Origin of the sequence: Scandinavium lactucae, assembly GCF_033843265.1 — a bacterium.
GTDB classification, from domain to species: domain Bacteria; phylum Pseudomonadota; class Gammaproteobacteria; order Enterobacterales; family Enterobacteriaceae; genus Scandinavium; species Scandinavium lactucae.
The window spans coordinates 477,483-492,161 of record NZ_JAWXRD010000002.1 but is presented as its reverse complement, the minus strand read 5'-3'; the positions used below and the strand labels follow the sequence as shown (position 1 = coordinate 492,161).

General features: G+C 54.2%; 16 protein-coding genes, 2 tRNA genes and 1 rRNA gene. 10 read left to right on the top strand and 9 right to left on the bottom strand.

Annotation, left to right across the window (positions count from 1 at the left end; genetic code table 11):
• Positions 1-128: 128 nt before the first annotated feature.
• The 3 genes from rrf to dkgB all read left to right on the top strand — a co-directional run bounded on the left by rrf (position 129) and on the right by dkgB (position 1,343).
• Positions 129-244, top strand: a 5S ribosomal RNA gene (gene rrf / locus SIK69_RS04305).
• A gap of 55 nt (positions 245-299) precedes the next feature.
• Positions 300-376 (top strand) — tRNA-Asp (locus SIK69_RS04300).
• 163 nt (positions 377-539) lie between these two features.
• Positions 540-1,343 (top strand): 2,5-didehydrogluconate reductase DkgB, encoded by an 804-nt coding sequence (gene dkgB / locus SIK69_RS04295; RefSeq protein ID WP_319785489.1) that lies wholly within the window; start codon positions 540-542, stop codon positions 1,341-1,343.
• Here dkgB and yafC read toward each other — a convergent pair.
• A complete protein-coding gene (gene yafC, locus SIK69_RS04290; protein WP_319785488.1) occupies positions 1,340-2,269 on the bottom strand; it encodes a DNA-binding transcriptional regulator YafC in 930 nt (309 codons plus the stop codon). The two genes, dkgB and yafC, sit on opposite strands and share 4 nt — an antisense overlap.
• Before the next feature lie 356 nt (positions 2,270-2,625).
• On the opposite strand from yafC, the gene SIK69_RS04280 reads away from it, so the two are divergent.
• A complete protein-coding gene (locus tag SIK69_RS04280) occupies positions 2,626-3,426 on the top strand; it encodes an endonuclease/exonuclease/phosphatase family protein (protein ID WP_319626575.1) in 801 nt (266 codons plus the stop codon).
• An 83-nt stretch (positions 3,427-3,509) separates the two neighbouring features.
• Positions 3,510-4,280, top strand: coding sequence for a class I SAM-dependent methyltransferase (locus SIK69_RS04275; RefSeq protein ID WP_319626576.1), 771 nt, complete (start codon positions 3,510-3,512; stop codon positions 4,278-4,280).
• A 49-nt stretch (positions 4,281-4,329) separates the two neighbouring features.
• On the opposite strand, the gene mltD is transcribed toward SIK69_RS04275, so the two are convergent.
• Both mltD and gloB read right to left on the bottom strand, forming a co-directional pair.
• On the bottom strand, positions 4,330-5,511 hold the full coding sequence (mltD, locus tag SIK69_RS04270; protein ID WP_319626577.1) for a murein transglycosylase D: 1,182 nt from the start codon (positions 5,509-5,511) through the stop codon (positions 4,330-4,332).
• A gap of 72 nt (positions 5,512-5,583) precedes the next feature.
• Positions 5,584-6,339 carry a hydroxyacylglutathione hydrolase gene (gloB, locus tag SIK69_RS04265; RefSeq protein WP_319626578.1) on the bottom strand — a complete coding sequence of 252 codons (756 nt, stop codon included), beginning with the start codon at positions 6,337-6,339 and terminating at the stop codon, positions 5,584-5,586.
• A gap of 33 nt (positions 6,340-6,372) precedes the next feature.
• Between gloB and SIK69_RS04260 the strand changes: the two genes are divergently transcribed.
• Positions 6,373-7,095, top strand: coding sequence for a class I SAM-dependent methyltransferase (locus SIK69_RS04260; RefSeq protein ID WP_319626579.1), 723 nt, complete (start codon positions 6,373-6,375; stop codon positions 7,093-7,095).
• Here SIK69_RS04260 and rnhA read toward each other — a convergent pair.
• Positions 7,092-7,559 carry a ribonuclease HI gene (rnhA, locus tag SIK69_RS04255; RefSeq protein WP_319626580.1) on the bottom strand — a complete coding sequence of 156 codons (468 nt, stop codon included), beginning with the start codon at positions 7,557-7,559 and terminating at the stop codon, positions 7,092-7,094. The genes SIK69_RS04260 and rnhA overlap by 4 nt on opposite strands.
• 64 nt (positions 7,560-7,623) lie before the next feature.
• On the opposite strand from rnhA, the gene dnaQ reads away from it, so the two are divergent.
• Complete coding sequence (dnaQ, locus tag SIK69_RS04250) at positions 7,624-8,355, top strand: DNA polymerase III subunit epsilon (RefSeq protein WP_319785487.1); 732 nt, start codon at positions 7,624-7,626, stop codon at positions 8,353-8,355.
• Positions 8,356-8,483: 128 nt separating this feature from the next.
• Positions 8,484-8,560: transfer RNA gene (locus SIK69_RS04245), tRNA-Asp, on the top strand.
• An 87-nt stretch (positions 8,561-8,647) separates the two neighbouring features.
• Here the strand turns inward: SIK69_RS04245 and SIK69_RS04240 are convergent.
• Positions 8,648-9,172: a rhodanese family protein gene (locus tag SIK69_RS04240; protein WP_319785486.1), complete on the bottom strand. Its 525-nt coding sequence runs from the start codon at positions 9,170-9,172 to the stop codon at positions 8,648-8,650.
• A 110-nt stretch (positions 9,173-9,282) separates the two neighbouring features.
• The gene (locus SIK69_RS04235) at positions 9,283-10,752 is read right to left on the bottom strand and encodes an NCS1 family nucleobase:cation symporter-1 (RefSeq protein ID WP_319626583.1); all 1,470 of its coding nucleotides are present in this window, start codon (positions 10,750-10,752) and stop codon (positions 9,283-9,285) included.
• 226 nt (positions 10,753-10,978) lie between these two features.
• On the opposite strand from SIK69_RS04235, the gene hpxA reads away from it, so the two are divergent.
• On the top strand, positions 10,979-11,713 hold the full coding sequence (gene hpxA, locus SIK69_RS04230; RefSeq protein WP_319785485.1) for an allantoin racemase: 735 nt from the start codon (positions 10,979-10,981) through the stop codon (positions 11,711-11,713).
• Positions 11,714-11,748: 35 nt separating this feature from the next.
• Positions 11,749-12,711, top strand: coding sequence for an allantoinase PuuE (gene puuE, locus SIK69_RS04225; protein WP_319785484.1), 963 nt, complete (start codon positions 11,749-11,751; stop codon positions 12,709-12,711).
• Between the two features lie 17 nt (positions 12,712-12,728).
• On the opposite strand, the gene hpxZ is transcribed toward puuE, so the two are convergent.
• Genes hpxZ through hpxX form a run of 3 tightly spaced genes read right to left on the bottom strand, consistent with a single transcriptional unit; the run spans position 12,729 to position 14,670 of the window.
• On the bottom strand, positions 12,729-13,112 hold the full coding sequence (hpxZ, locus tag SIK69_RS04220; RefSeq protein WP_319785483.1) for an oxalurate catabolism protein HpxZ: 384 nt from the start codon (positions 13,110-13,112) through the stop codon (positions 12,729-12,731).
• On the bottom strand, positions 13,109-14,485 hold the full coding sequence (locus SIK69_RS04215; protein ID WP_319785482.1) for an AtzE family amidohydrolase: 1,377 nt from the start codon (positions 14,483-14,485) through the stop codon (positions 13,109-13,111). The genes hpxZ and SIK69_RS04215 overlap by 4 nt, the downstream gene beginning before the upstream one ends.
• Complete coding sequence (hpxX, locus tag SIK69_RS04210) at positions 14,482-14,670, bottom strand: oxalurate catabolism protein HpxX (protein ID WP_319626588.1); 189 nt, start codon at positions 14,668-14,670, stop codon at positions 14,482-14,484. The genes SIK69_RS04215 and hpxX overlap by 4 nt, the downstream gene beginning before the upstream one ends.
• Between the last annotated feature and the right edge of the window lie 9 nt (positions 14,671-14,679).

Below are 14,679 nucleotides of genomic sequence, written 5' to 3'. Positions count from 1 at the left end.
ACCAGTACTAATGAACCGTGAGGCTTAACCTTACAACGCCGAAGCTGTTTTGGCGGTGAGAGACACGATTTTTGGCTTGATAACAGATTAACCGGAGTGCTCAGAGAGCATTTTGGTAACAGAATTTGCCTGGCGGCAACAGCGCGGTGGTCCCACCTGACCCCATGCCGAACTCAGAAGTGAAACGCCGTAGCGCCGATGGTAGTGTGGGGTCTCCCCATGCGAGAGTAGGGAACTGCCAGGCATCAAATTAAGCAGTAAACCGGGGCATCAAACCGGTGGTTGTAGAGAAATTCGGTGGAGCGGTAGTTCAGTCGGTTAGAATACCTGCCTGTCACGCAGGGGGTCGCGGGTTCGAGTCCCGTCCGTTCCGCCACTTATTAAGAGCCCTGAGCATTTGCTCAGGGCTTTTTCTTATGTAAAAAATAAACATTATTGCTCATATCGCAAAAATCCTCTGCGTTTTCGACTCTTTTTCACTTCCCTTCAACTCGTCATAATTCTCTAAATACACATATAAAGTAATTAAAGAGGAAATTATGGCAATCCCTGCATTTGGTTTAGGTACATTCCGTCTGAAAGATGATGTGGTAATCACTTCCGTGAAGACGGCACTTGAGCTTGGCTATCGTGCTATCGACACCGCTCAGATCTACGATAACGAGGCGGCTGTGGGCCAGGCGATTGCTGAAAGTGGCGTGCCGCGCAGTGAATTGTTTATCACGACTAAAATTTGGATTGAAAACCTGAGCAAAGAGGCGCTGATCCCCAGCCTGAAAGAGAGCCTGAACAAGCTGCAGACTGACTACGTCGATTTAACGCTGATTCACTGGCCATCACCGAATGATGTCGTTTCAGTCGAAGATTTTATGCAGGCGTTGTTGGCAGCGAAAAATAGCGGGCTGACGCGTGAGATTGGGATTTCAAACTTCACTATCCCACTGATGGAAAAAGCCATCGCCGCGGTAGGGGCAGAGAATATTGCCACCAATCAGATTGAACTCTCACCGTATTTGCAAAACCGCCGCGTCGTAGAATGGGCTAAACAGCACGGTATCCATATCACGTCTTATATGACGTTAGCCTATGGCAAAGCGTTAAAAGATGAGGTTATAGCGAAAATTGCTGCGAAACATAATGCCACGCCAGCGCAGGTTATTCTCGCCTGGGCGATGGGAGAAGGATATGCGGTGATCCCATCCTCGACAAAACGTGAAAACCTGGCCAGCAATCTACAGACGCAGGCGCTTACACTGGATGAGGCTGACCGCACAGCGATTGCGGCTCTGGAATGTAACGACCGTTTGGTCAGCCCGGAAGGTCTGGCACCAGACTGGGATTAATTCAACGCGGGGGCGCTCGCGCTCCCGTTTAATGCTTTGCGCTGGGTTTCGTGATCACTTAAGAAGTCAATAAATGCTCTGATGCGTGTGCTGACTGCCCGGTCACTGTAATACACGGCGCTGAAAGGCATCTCTACCGGCAGTCGTTTATCTGCCAGCAGTTCGACAAACTCACCTCTGGCAATCTCCTTATCCACCATATAGTCAGACAGGCAGGCGATGCCATTCCCGCTTAGGCAGAGCTGTTTCAGCGTTTCGCCACTGTTCGATGAAATACCCGATGTCACTTCATGCAGTTGTCCGTCACAGCAGGCTAACGGCCACATATTCAGTGACGCCGGTTCTGTAAACCCAAGACATAAATGCTGCTTTAGATCGTCTACGGTTTCGGGCATTCCGAAGCGCTCAACATACTCCGGAGAAGCAATGATTTTGCGATAGCTGGCAAACAACGGTCGAGCGCGCAGGCTGGAGTCCGTCAACGTACCTACCCGAATAGCCACATCCACCTTGCGTTCAATGAGATTAATGAACGTTTCAGACGACACCAGCGACAACGTAATTTCTGGATAGCGCTCGCGAAACGGTTTAATCAGCGGCAGCAGATAATGCAGGATAACCGGGGTCGCCGCATCAATGCGCAGCAGTCCGCGCGGCGTATGGCGGGTTTCCATCAACTCGTTTTCAGCCGCAGCCATCTCCTGCAATACGCCCTGCATACGGCGGAAATAGCGCTCACCCTCTTCGGTCAGGCTCAGCTGGCGCGTGGTACGGTTGAGTAAACTCACACCAAGCTTCGATTCGAGTTTTTTAACGGCCCGGCTGACCGCCGAATTGGCCTGACCGAGCAGCTCTGCGGCGCGGCTGAAGCTGCCGCTTTCGACCACGGCAATAAAGATGGCAATTTCTTCTGATGTGGCTCTCATTGTTGCTCCACCTGCAAAATTCTATTGAGATTTTGACCTTTTTTGTTATTTAAACACTGGCGCATACTGCATGTCATCTTAATCCTGATGATATGGAATAAATTATGCCACTGGCGCAGACCCCTGGATCGGCACGGTGATCCTACTGGTTGCCTTCCTGTTAATCGGGGGCCGTGGGCGGCTTGATAAGCCAGCCCAAGTTGCACTTGGCTAAAGGCAGAGTCCTTATTTGCTTACAGTATGAGACGCATCTTTCTGAAAAATAGCGTTGAAACTGTGAGCAATAGCCCCTATAACAGAAGAACCACACTGTGATGTCAGCGTGGTTTTTCTGTTATTGAGGTCAGAAATCTACCGTGCGAAAAAATACCTATGCCATGCGCTATGTTGCCGGACAACCGGCCGAGAGGATCTTACCTCCCGGTTCGTTCGCAACTATTGGTCAGGCATTGCCCGCCGGGGAGCCATTGAGTAGCGAAGCAAAAATTCGCGTTCTGGTGTGGAACATTTTCAAACAGCAGCGTGCCGAATGGTTATCGGTGCTGAAGAATTTCGGCAAAGACGCGCATCTGGTTTTACTTCAGGAAGCGCAAACGACGCCCGAACTGGTGCGCTTTGCCACCACCCATTATCTGGCAGCCGATCAGGTTCCTGCCTTTTTATTGCCACAGCACCCGTCGGGTGTCATGACCTTATCCTCGGCCCATCCCGTCTATTGTTGCCCGTTACGCGAGCGAGAACCGATCTTGCGCCTGGCAAAATCGGCACTGGTGACGGTTTATCCCTTGCCGGACGCGCGTCTGCTGATGGTTGTAAATATCCACGCGGTCAATTTCAGCCTCGGTGTGGATGTCTACAGCAAACAATTACTGCCGATTGGCGATCAAATTGCGCATCACAGCGGGCCTATTATCATGGCGGGCGATTTCAATGCCTGGAGCCGTCCGCGAATGAATGCCCTTTACCGCTTCGCGCGTGAAATGTCGCTGCGTGAAGTCCGCTTTACCGACGATCAACGGCGTCGTGCCTTTGGTCGCCCGCTCGATTTTGTGTTCTACCGTGGTTTGAATGTGCACGAAGCCTCTGTTCTGGTCACCCGCGCATCCGATCACAACCCACTACTAGTGGAATTCAGTCCCGGCAAACCTGAGCGATAAAGGTAAGTCAGGTCTGCCGTGGGGCAGACCTGTGCACCTAAGGTGCTGCCCTTTTATCATTCAACTAACCGAAGGACAGCACAATGACAACACAATCTCACCACAATAACGTCGATAAACAGTTTGGCTCCCAGGCAAGCGCCTATTTAACCAGTGCGGTGCACGCAACCGGGCGTGATTTGCAGCGCCTCGCAGAGCGGCTGAGCGCCTTTCCGCAGGCAACGGTGCTGGATTTGGGCTGTGGGGCAGGGCATGCCAGCTTCGTTGCCGCCGCCCACGTGGCACAGGTAACTGCCTACGATCTGTCGGCACAAATGCTTGATGTGGTGAAACAGGCCGCCGTTGATAGAGGGCTGAACAACATTACACCATCGCAGGGATACGCTGAGATTTTGCCCTTTGACGATGCCTCCTATGACGTAGTCATCAGCCGCTATTCGGCTCATCATTGGCATGATGTCGGTCAGGCAATGCGGGAAATTAAACGAGTGCTGAAGCCGGGCGGCATCGTTATTATTATGGATATTATGTCCCCTGGCCACCCGCTGCGGGATATCTGGTTACAGACCGTGGAAGCGTTGCGCGATACCTCGCACGTACGAAATTACTCAAGCGGCGAATGGTTCTCGATGATCAATGACGCCGGGCTGATTACCGACAGTTTGATTACCGATCGGTTGCCGCTGGAATACGGTTCCTGGGTTGCGCGGATGCGTACGCCAGAAGCGCTGTGCACTGCCATTCGGTTGTATCAGGAAAGCGCTTCCCTGGAAGTGAAGGACTATTTTGAGTTACAGGCTGACGGATCGTTTACCAGCGATACCATCATGGCCGAAGCACATAAAGCGGCATAAATAAAAAAGGCACCGAGGGAATCGGTGCCTTTTTCTTTAAACAGAGTTATCAGGAATCGGGTCTGTCGTTGTTTTTAACATACAACGTCAGTTGATCGCCCGGCTTCAGGTTATCGGTACCGTCGTTCCAGCGCACAACATCTTTGATGTTGAGCCCATGCCGTTTCGCGATACTCGACAACGAATCACCTTTGCGAACACGATAAGTAATGCTATCGCTGTTTTTCGCTAAGCGAGTCGGCTGCACCGCGGCAATTTCACCCGAGGCCAGGGACTCACGCAGCTGATCGGCATGCTTTTGCGGAACCATGACATACTTTGGCCCGCTGGCTCCAAGGGTAGACCCCTTAACGCCTGCATTAAACGCCTTCAGCTTGGTGACTGAAATACCGGCCATATCCGCCACCTGCTTCACGTCGACTGGGCTATCCAGACGAACACGAGCCAGGGCACGACTTTCATCTGCCGTCGGCAGTTGAACGCCATAGCGTTTGCTGTTCTTGAGAATATCGCTCAATGCCAGCATCTTAGGCACGTAAATCTTCGTTTCCTGAGGCAAAGAAAGCGACCAGAAATCGGTAGGTTTCCCTCGCGATTTATTCGCTTTAATTGCCTTCATAACACGACCTTCGCCGCTGTTGTACGCTGCGACCGTTAACAACCAGTCGCCGTCAAACATCTTGTTCAGACGCTGCATCATGTCGAGTGCTGCCGTGGTAGAGGCAACAACATCACGACGCGCGTCGTATGCGCGGGTCTGTTTTAAACCATAATTGCGCCCTGTGCTCGGAATGATCTGCCAGATGCCTGCGGCATTGGCTCCAGACGTTGCATGGGGGTCAAAAGCGCTCTCCACTATGGGTAGTAGTACCAGTTCCATAGGCATGTTACGTTTCTTAACTTGCCCTGCTATCCAGTACATATACGGCTCTGCCCGTAAAGTTACATCGTGGAGATAGCTCTTATTGCGTAAATACTTCTGTTTCTGTTCGCGAATCCGGCCATTATCCGGAATTCCCATCTTTAGCTCGTCGCCAATGAAAGCCCACAAGTCCTGATTCTGCGCATAGGATGTCCCATCGTCCATCCATCGCGCCTGGCTTGCAAACTTTCCTGCTTCCCCTTGACTAGCCGCAGAAAGGCTCTGTGCGTGCTGTTGTACGTTACCATCTCGATTGGCCTGGCAACCCACTAGCAGGACAGAGGCGAGTAATATCGCTCGTGCCTTCATGTGTGTGGTCAATAGTTGCTTAAAAGACGAGCAATCATAACGGCGAAAATTTTAAAAGGCAACCCTGGTGACTTAGAAGTTATCTTTCTTTGAGCGTAACCAGGCAAATCGTTGCTCAGCGTGTTGCAAATTTGTTTCTTTGTTAATTTCTTTAATTAAATCAACGTCATCAGTGCGGAGAAATACATTTATTTTACGCTCTTTTTTCAGAATTACGGGTAGTGTTATTTGGTTTTTTGCTCGTAACTCCTTAACTTCTATATAGTATTCATTTACGGCCCGATCCTGGGGCAAAATGCTCATCGCAAACTTCATATTTGCTAATGTGTACTCATGGGCGCTACACACGATGCTATGGTCAGGAAGCGCGTTTATTTTCTGTAGTGATTGATACATCTGGGCTGATGTGCCTTCAAACAGACGCCCACAGCCGCCGGAGAACAGCGTATCGCCGGAAAACAGATAAGGATCGCTAAAGAAACATATGTGGCCGAGGGTGTGACCCGGCGTTGCAATTACAGAAAATTCGCATCCCAAAACATCGACGATATCACCTTCTTTGACGATATGGGTGGCCCCTTTATCTTGTGTTTCCTCCGGGCCATACACCACTAGGCCCGGAAATTTTTGCGTAAGTTCTTTCACGCCGCCAACGTGATCGTGATGATGGTGCGTCAGTAAAATGGCCTGCGGGGTCCACTGATTTTTATCGATTGCCGCGAGAACCGGTGCCGCTTCGCCCGGGTCGACAATCAAACACTGACCGTCACCCTGACTCAGAACCCAGATGTAGTTGTCCTGAAACGCGGGAATACTGATAAGATTCATAAAATACCTCTCATAATGTCGCGGAAGGTTGTGATGAAACCGGCAAGGATACCTCTGACAGTTACGGTGCCAGGCCACTGGGCAGAAATGCCCTGGGGCGAATACTATCGTGAAGCGTTGGAACAACAGTTAAAGCCGTGGATGGCAAAACTTTATGGCTTTCATCTGCTTAAGATTGGCAACTTGAGCGCGGAAATCAATACCGATGCGTGCGCTATCTCCCACCAGGTCAACGTCTCACTGGGAGGTGACCCCATGCAGGTGATGGCCGATCCGCTGCACTTACCCTTTGCCGAAAAATCGGTAGATGCCTGCCTGTTGGCGCACACCTTGCCCTGGTGTCAGGATCCTCACCGCTTACTGCGTGAGGCCGATCGCGTGCTAATCGACGATGGCTGGCTGATTTTGACTGCGTTCAACCCGCTGAGCCTAATGGGATTACGCAAAATGGTGCCGATTCTGCGCAACCGCATGCCTTATAATAGCCGGATGTTCAGCCTGATGCGCCAGCTCGACTGGCTGGGGCTGCTCAATTTTGAAGTGATGCACCAGAGCCGGATCCAGGTGCTGCCCTGGTCGCGACAGGGCGGGCGAGTTCTGAGTACTCATTTGCCCGCCCTCGGCTGTTTGCAGGTGATTGTTGCCCGGAAAAGAACGGTGCCGTTAACGCTCAATCCGATGCGGCAAAGCAAAGCCAAAAACCCATTGCGCCATGCGGTGGGAGCCACCCGTCAATATCGTAAACCGCAGGATTAACTTTCCGGTTTGTAGCCGGTATCTGCCTGCGTCGGGCTCATTGCAGCGGCACGGGCCAGTTCATCGCAGCGTTCGTTCTCCGGATGACCGGCGTGCCCTTTGACCCATTCCCACTGAATTTTATGCTGACCAAGAGCAGCGTCGAGACGCTGCCACAGGTCGACATTCTTCACCGGCTTTTTGTCTGCCGTTTTCCAGCCGCGTTTTTTCCAGTTATGGATCCACTGGGTGATGCCCTGACGGACATACTGGCTATCAGTACTGAGCACCACTTCACAATGTTCCTTCAGTGCTTCCAGCGCCACGATGGCGGCCATCAACTCCATGCGGTTGTTGGTGGTCAGGTAGTAGCCTTCGTTAAAGGTTTTTTCGGTCTGACGATAGCGTAAAATCGCGCCATAGCCGCCGGGTCCTGGGTTACCGAGGCAAGAACCGTCGGTGAAAATTTCTACCTGTTTAAGCATCTCTGGTAGACTTCCTGTAATTGAATTCGATATGTAAACGGTAAGTCTGACATAAATGAGCGACATGAGCACTGCAATTACCCGACAGATAGTCCTCGATACTGAAACCACCGGTATGAACCAGATTGGTGCGCATTACGAGGGACATAAGATCATCGAGATCGGGGCGGTCGAGGTGATCAACCGGCGTCTGACGGGTAATAACTTCCACGTTTATCTCAAGCCTGACCGTCTGGTGGACCCTGAAGCCTTCGGCGTTCACGGGATTGCCGATGAATTCCTGCTCGACAAACCGACCTTTGCCGACGTTGCCGATGAGTTTATCGACTACATCAAGGGCGCTGAACTCGTTATTCATAACGCATCGTTCGATATCGGCTTTATGGACTACGAGTTTGCCAAGCTCAATCGCGGAATCGCCAAAACGAGCACCTTCTGCAAAGTGACCGATAGCCTGGCGCTGGCGCGTAAAATGTTCCCCGGCAAGCGTAACAGCCTCGATGCGTTATGCTCGCGCTATGAGATAGACAACAGCAAGCGTACGTTGCACGGCGCATTACTCGATAGCCAAATCCTGGCTGACGTGTACCTGCTGATGACCGGCGGGCAAACCACCATGAAATTCGCGATGGAAGGCGACAGCAACCAGCGTGCCGGTGATACTGGAATTCAGCGCATTGTGCGTGCTGGCGGTCAATTACGCGTGATTTCCGCCAGTGATGAAGAGCTGACGGCCCATGAAACGCGGCTCGATCTGGTGCAAAAGAAAGGCGGAAGCTGTCTCTGGCGCGCCTGAAGAGAATAAAAGTGCGCTGAAAATCAGCATGTGGGCGATTTTTGCAGCAAACGATTCAAAACCTAAGAAAAAGCGTTGACGGAAGAAAGGCTAATCCGTAATATTCGCCTCGTTCCCAAGGGAACAGTGGAGCGGTAGTTCAGTCGGTTAGAATACCTGCCTGTCACGCAGGGGGTCGCGGGTTCGAGTCCCGTCCGTTCCGCCACTATTCAGAATGCCTGAATCAGCAATGATTCAGGCTTTCGTCGTTTTAGGCGGCAGTAAATTCCCTGTCAAACAGGGAATACCGATGCTATCGCCGATTCCACGGCATCACCGCCAGCAGGCGTGCCATTCCGCAAAAACCACTCACTCCCGCGAATAACAGACCCGCGCCAACAAATCCTGCCAGTAAAAAGAACGCCGGATGCACCGCATAACCCAGCACAACGCCCGCCAGAATCAGCGAGCCCGCGACGATCTGTACCTGCCGCATAATCGGCAACGGTTGGGATTTATCGGCCACGCTCTGTTGCCCGCTTTTCTTCCACGCGTTCAGTCCACCTTCCAGCAGCATCACCTTGGCAGGTGCCACGGCCTCTGCCAGTTTATGGGCATTCATCGAGCTGCGCGTCCCTGACTGGCAATAAAAGATCACCGTGTCATAGGCTTCGAACGGCCCCAGTCGATCCCCGTTTTCGATAGCGGAAAGGGAGAGGAGGTGAGCTTCGGCAATATTTTCGCGGGCGTATTCATCTGGTTCGCGAATGTCTATCAGGGCGGCACCCTGAGCCAGCAGGACTTTAGCCTCGGCCGGAGAGATGTGTTGGATGGTCATAGCACTCCTTGTTTTTAACCCGACGGTGATAGGGCGATCCTACCCTATTTATCCCGGTCTGTATTTGGCGGGAGAGGCCTGAACCGGTGAAGATTCAGGCCTTCGTTGCATTACTCCTTGGCAGTCTCCACGTTGGTGAAGGTGTCATTCACGCCTTCCCGCTCGTGACGGGCAATCCAGCGATAGCACCCGGCACTGAGGAACGCGCCAATAAACCAGCTGAAGTTAGCCACTTCGTGCAGTGCCGGAATAAAGCTTATGACCAGACACACCGCCACCGACGGCAGCAATGCGCCAATGGCTTTCGGGTTAAAGCCTTTTTTGTACCAGTAGCGTCCGGTTGGAGAGAGGGTAAACAGATCGTCGACCACCACGGTGCCACGTTTTATCAGATAAAAATCGGCCAGCAGAATGCCGAACAGCGGGCCGATAAACGAGCCCAGCACGTCGAGGGTATAGTGAATCAACTCCGGGGACTGAAACAGGTTCCACGGCGTCAGCAGCACGGAGCCAACGGCGGCAATCATGCCCCCGGTGCGGAAGCTGATTTTCTGCGGCGAACAGTTAGAGAAATCAAACGCCGGGGAGACGAAGTTAGCGACGATATTGATCCCGATAGTGGCGGTGATCATCGTCAGCAGGCCAATCGCCATTGCCACGCTATTGCCCACATGACTCACGGTTTCAATCGGATCGGTTATCATGCGGCCAAACAGTGACTGCGAGCCGGAAACGATAATTACCGTCACAATAGAGAACAGCAGAAAGTTAAACGGCAGCCCCCAGCGGTTGCCCCGGCGAATTTCCTGCATACTTTTACCGTAGCGTGAGAAGTCGCCAAAGTTGAGCAGCGGTCCTGAGAAATAGGACACCACCAACGCGGTAGCGGTGATCATCTGCCAGGTTTGCTCCCCGGCGCTAAGCTGTTTGCTGGCGAGGGTAAACGAAATCCCGTCAAAGCCGGTCTGATACAAAATCCAGCCCGCCAGCGCCATCATCACGATGTAAACCGCCGGGCCCGCGATATCAATAAAGCGTTTAATCGCGCTCATGCCGTGCCAGAACACCAGCGCCTGCAGCACCCACATAATACCAAAACAGATCCAGCCCAGATGCGACAGGCCGAGGAAATGGGCGGTGGTCAGCGAGGCGAGGGAAGGCCAGAATTTAAGCCCGACCAGCATCAGCGCATTTGCCGCCAGATAAGTCTGGATGCCATACCACGCAAAAGCGATCAGGCCGCGGATCACCGCCGGAATGTTCGCTCCGAACACGCCAAAGGCCTGGCGGCTAATGACCGCATACGGCACACCGGCCATCTGACTCGGTTTTGCCACCAGGTTGGCGCACAGTTGAACAATACAAATCCCCGCCAGAAGACAGAGCAGTACCTGCCAGCTGGCCAAGCCGAGGGTAAAGAAGCTGGCGGCCACCACGTAGCCGCCCATGCTATGTACATCGGACATCCAGAACGAAAAAATATTGTACCACGACCAGCTTTGCTGGCGCGTGGGAGCCAGATCGTTATTGGTCAGTCTTGGGCTGTAGCTCGATTTGTACTCGGGTTTCGGGTTTGGCATGAAATCTGCTCCTTTAAAAAACAGATACTGACGGAATGTCTGCAACTTTCGTTGCATGAATCGGGCCAGATTCAGTTATCAAGAAACAAATGGCTTTTCGGGGCGATAATTCGCGCAAATCAGGCGCTATTGATGCAGAGTGTGCATTATTACAGTGCAGGTAATTATTTTACTGCCCGGACGTGGTGCTACCCGGCAGGGCTAACCGTGAAGAGGAAGCAGCAACATGCCACAGTTGATTCAGGTGATTAATCCCAATACCAGTCTCGCCATGACCCACACCATCGGCGAGGCGGCACGCAGCGTCGCGGCCCCCGGAACCACCATTCTGGCGACCTGCCCGACGCAGGGCGTCGAATCCATTGAGGGTCATTATGATGAAGCGATTGCGGCGATTGGCGTATTGGAGCAAATCAAACGCGGCAAAGAGCAGGGCGCGCAGGGGCACGTGATTGCTTGCTTCGGCGATCCGGGGTTACTGGCGGGGCGTGAACTGGCCAGCGGGCCGGTGGTGGGGATTGCCGAGGCCGCCATGCACATGGCGACGCTGGTGGCCACGCGCTTTTCCATCGTTACCACCTTACCGCGGACGGTAATTATCGCTCGTCACTTATTGCAGCAATACGGCTTCGAACATCACTGTGCGGCGCTGCACGCCATCGACCTCCCGGTGCTCGCGCTGGAAGATGGCACGGGTCTTGCTCAGATGAAGGTACGCGAGCGCTGTTTGCAGGCAAAACGAGAAGACGGCAGTGGGGCGATTGTGCTCGGCTGCGGCGGCATGGCGAACCTGGCCCGGGAACTGACGCAGGAACTGGGGATCCCGGTGATTGATGGCGTCACTGCGGCAGTGAAAATGGTCGAATCGTTGGTGGCTCTCGGGCTTGGCACCAGCAAACACGGCGACCTCGCGTACCCTAATAAAAAGCCGCTGAGCGGAGGCTTCGAAATGCTGAGCTGACGACGGCGGCCATCTGATAAAGAGGTCGAATCAGTATGCAATCAGCAATGGATAAGCGCGTCTGGCATTTTAGTGAAAACTACCCACGGGATATGGCGGGCTACGCTGGACAACCGCCTCATGCGCAGTGGCCGGGCGGGGCCCGCCTCGCCGTCCAGTTTGTACTCAACTTTGAAGAGGGTGGCGAAAACCATGTACTGCACGGCGACAGCGGCTCGGAGCAGTTTCTGTCCGACATCATCGGCGCGCCCAGTTTTCCCGAACGGCACATGTCGATGGACTCACTGTACGAATACGGTTCTCGCGCCGGATTCTGGCGTATTCATCAGGAATTTCAAAAACGTGGCTTACCGCTGACGGTGTTTGGCGTGGCGATGGCCCTGGCGCGAAACCCGGCGATCGTCGAGGCTATCAAAGCCGCAGATTACGACGTGGTCAGTCACGGCTGGCGCTGGATCCACTATCAGAATATCGACATGCAGACCGAACGCCAGCATATGCAGCAGGCGATTGAAATCCTTGAAGCGTTGTTCGACAAAAAACCGCTCGGCTGGTACACCGGCCGCGACAGCCCCAACACCCGCCAGCTGGTGGTGGAGCAGGGCGATTTTCTCTACGACAGCGACTACTACGGCGACGACCTACCGTTCTGGACCACCGTTGACAGCAAACCACATCTGATTGTGCCCTACACTCTGGATGCAAACGACATGCGCTTCGCCACCGCCCAGGGGTTTAACACCGCCGAGCAGTTTTATACCTATCTGAAGGACAGCTTTGACGTGCTATATGAAGAAGGGGAAACCGCGCCGAAAATGATGTCGATAGGCATGCACTGCCGCCTGTTAGGCCGTCCGGGACGCTTCCGGGCATTGCAGCGTTTTCTCGACTACGTGCAAAGCCATGACGATGTCTGGATATGTCGCCGAGAGGATATCGCCCGCCACTGGGTTAAGCACCATCCTTATTCGTTCCCCCTCGCCCCGTCGGTGGGGTGAGGGGAGCAACGACTCGCTCATGCCATCAAACTGACATGGGCCGCCACGATGCGCCAGCCGCAGGGAAATTTCACCCAGGTTTGCATCTGGCGGCCCACGCGCTCGCTATTTTCACGGGTAAATTCGGTGCTTGCCACCGCCATCTCCTCGCCGTAGGCGGTGATCACCGTATGGCGCAGCAGGCGTTCCAGCCCTTGTGACGGGCGCGCGTTGCGGAAATCGCGGATCTGCGCGATGCCATACAGATTTTCCGTTGCTCCGAAGCGCACCGTGCGCGCATCCTCCCAGAACAGTTCATCCAGCACGGTAATGTCGTTACTGATTAACGCTTTTTCATAGAGATAAAACGCGGCGGTGACGGCTTCCAGCACCGAAGGCTTGTCAATGTGTTGCGGATTCATACGTCTTCCTGCTGATAAAGAATACCGGCCTGCTCCAGCTGCCAGGCGGCCTGTAAACACTGCGCTTCCTGCCACGGCGCGCCGATAATTTGCACCCCAATCGGCAGGCCGCTGAGGGTTTTGAGCGGCACGGTCACGACCGGCAGGCCGAGAAACGAAATCGGCTGCGTCAGCATCCCCATGCTGGCTTTGGTCGGTAAATCCATCCCGTTAATGTGCATCGTGGTGTCGCCAATGCGCGTGGCACTGCACGGCGTGGCCGGAGCCAGCAGCAGATCAAAATCGTTAAACAGCGGTAGCGTCCGGTCGCGAAACCAGGCCCGAAATCGCTGCGCCTGGGTGTACCACGCCGACGGCGTCATCGCCCCCGCCAATAAACGCTCGCGAGAATGGGGTTCAAACCGTTCCGGCTCACTGCGCAGCGTGGGCAAATAGTGATTGCCACCTTCTGCCGCCGACAGTAAAAATGCTGCCGAACGGGCAAGCGCCACTTCCGGCAGGTCGAGGCTGTCCGTGGCCCCGAGTGCACGTGCCACACGGGCGACCGCCTCGTGGGCATCGCCATCGCTCCATTCATCAAACCATCCCCCGAGCACCGCACAGCGCAGCCGGGTGGTTTGCGAAAAGGTGTCAGAAACCCGCGATTCCTCGCGGGAAGCCTGCCACTTATCATCCTCGTCATGCCCCTGTAGCGCATCGTAAACCCGCGCTAAATCGTCGGTAAAGCGCGCCAGCGGGCCGATATGATCGAGGCTGGCGACAAACGGATGGCTGCCGGATCGCGACAGGCGACCAAAGGTCGGTTTCAGGCCCAGTACGCCGCACAGCGAGGCGGGAACGCGAATCGATCCGTTGGTATCGGTGCCGAGGGTGAAATTCACCAGCTTAGCCGCCACCGCTGCGGCAGACCCGCCGGATGAACCACCGGCAATGCGTTGCAGATCTCGCGGATTACGTGTCGCGCCGTAGTGGCTGTTTTCGGTGGTGAAACCATAGGCATAGGCATCCATATTCAGCGCTCCCGCCAACATTGCGCCTGCCTGCTTTAACCGTCGGACGGCAAAGGCATCGTCGGTTGCCGGAGGCTGGTCGCTGAACAGTTTTGCCCCGGCAAGGGTGGTCACACCGGCGATATCAAACAGGTTTTTCACCGCAAACGGCACCCCGGCCAGCGGCGGAAGCGCCTCGCCCCGGCTCAGACGTGTATCCATGTCAGCGGCTTCGCGCAGCATCCGCTCTGCCGTCACTTCGGTGAAAGCATTTACCTGCGGATTATCGCGCTCGATCCGGGCTAGCGTCTGCTGCGCCAGTTCGACGGCGCTGAACTGGCGGTAGCGTAACCCCTGCTGAATGTCCCGAATACTCAATGTCATAGCTGATACACTCCTGCACCTTCCTGGCGGTGCGGTAACGGGAAGGCCATTAGCGGTTCAGCAATCGCCGCAATCCGCTCAAGCTGAATCGCCAGCTCGGCCCGGCGCGGTGAATCAAGGGGAACCGCCAGCAGCTGTTCCATCAGGTGAATGTATTGCGGCCAGTTAAATTCAGTGTCGTTCATCATCGCTCC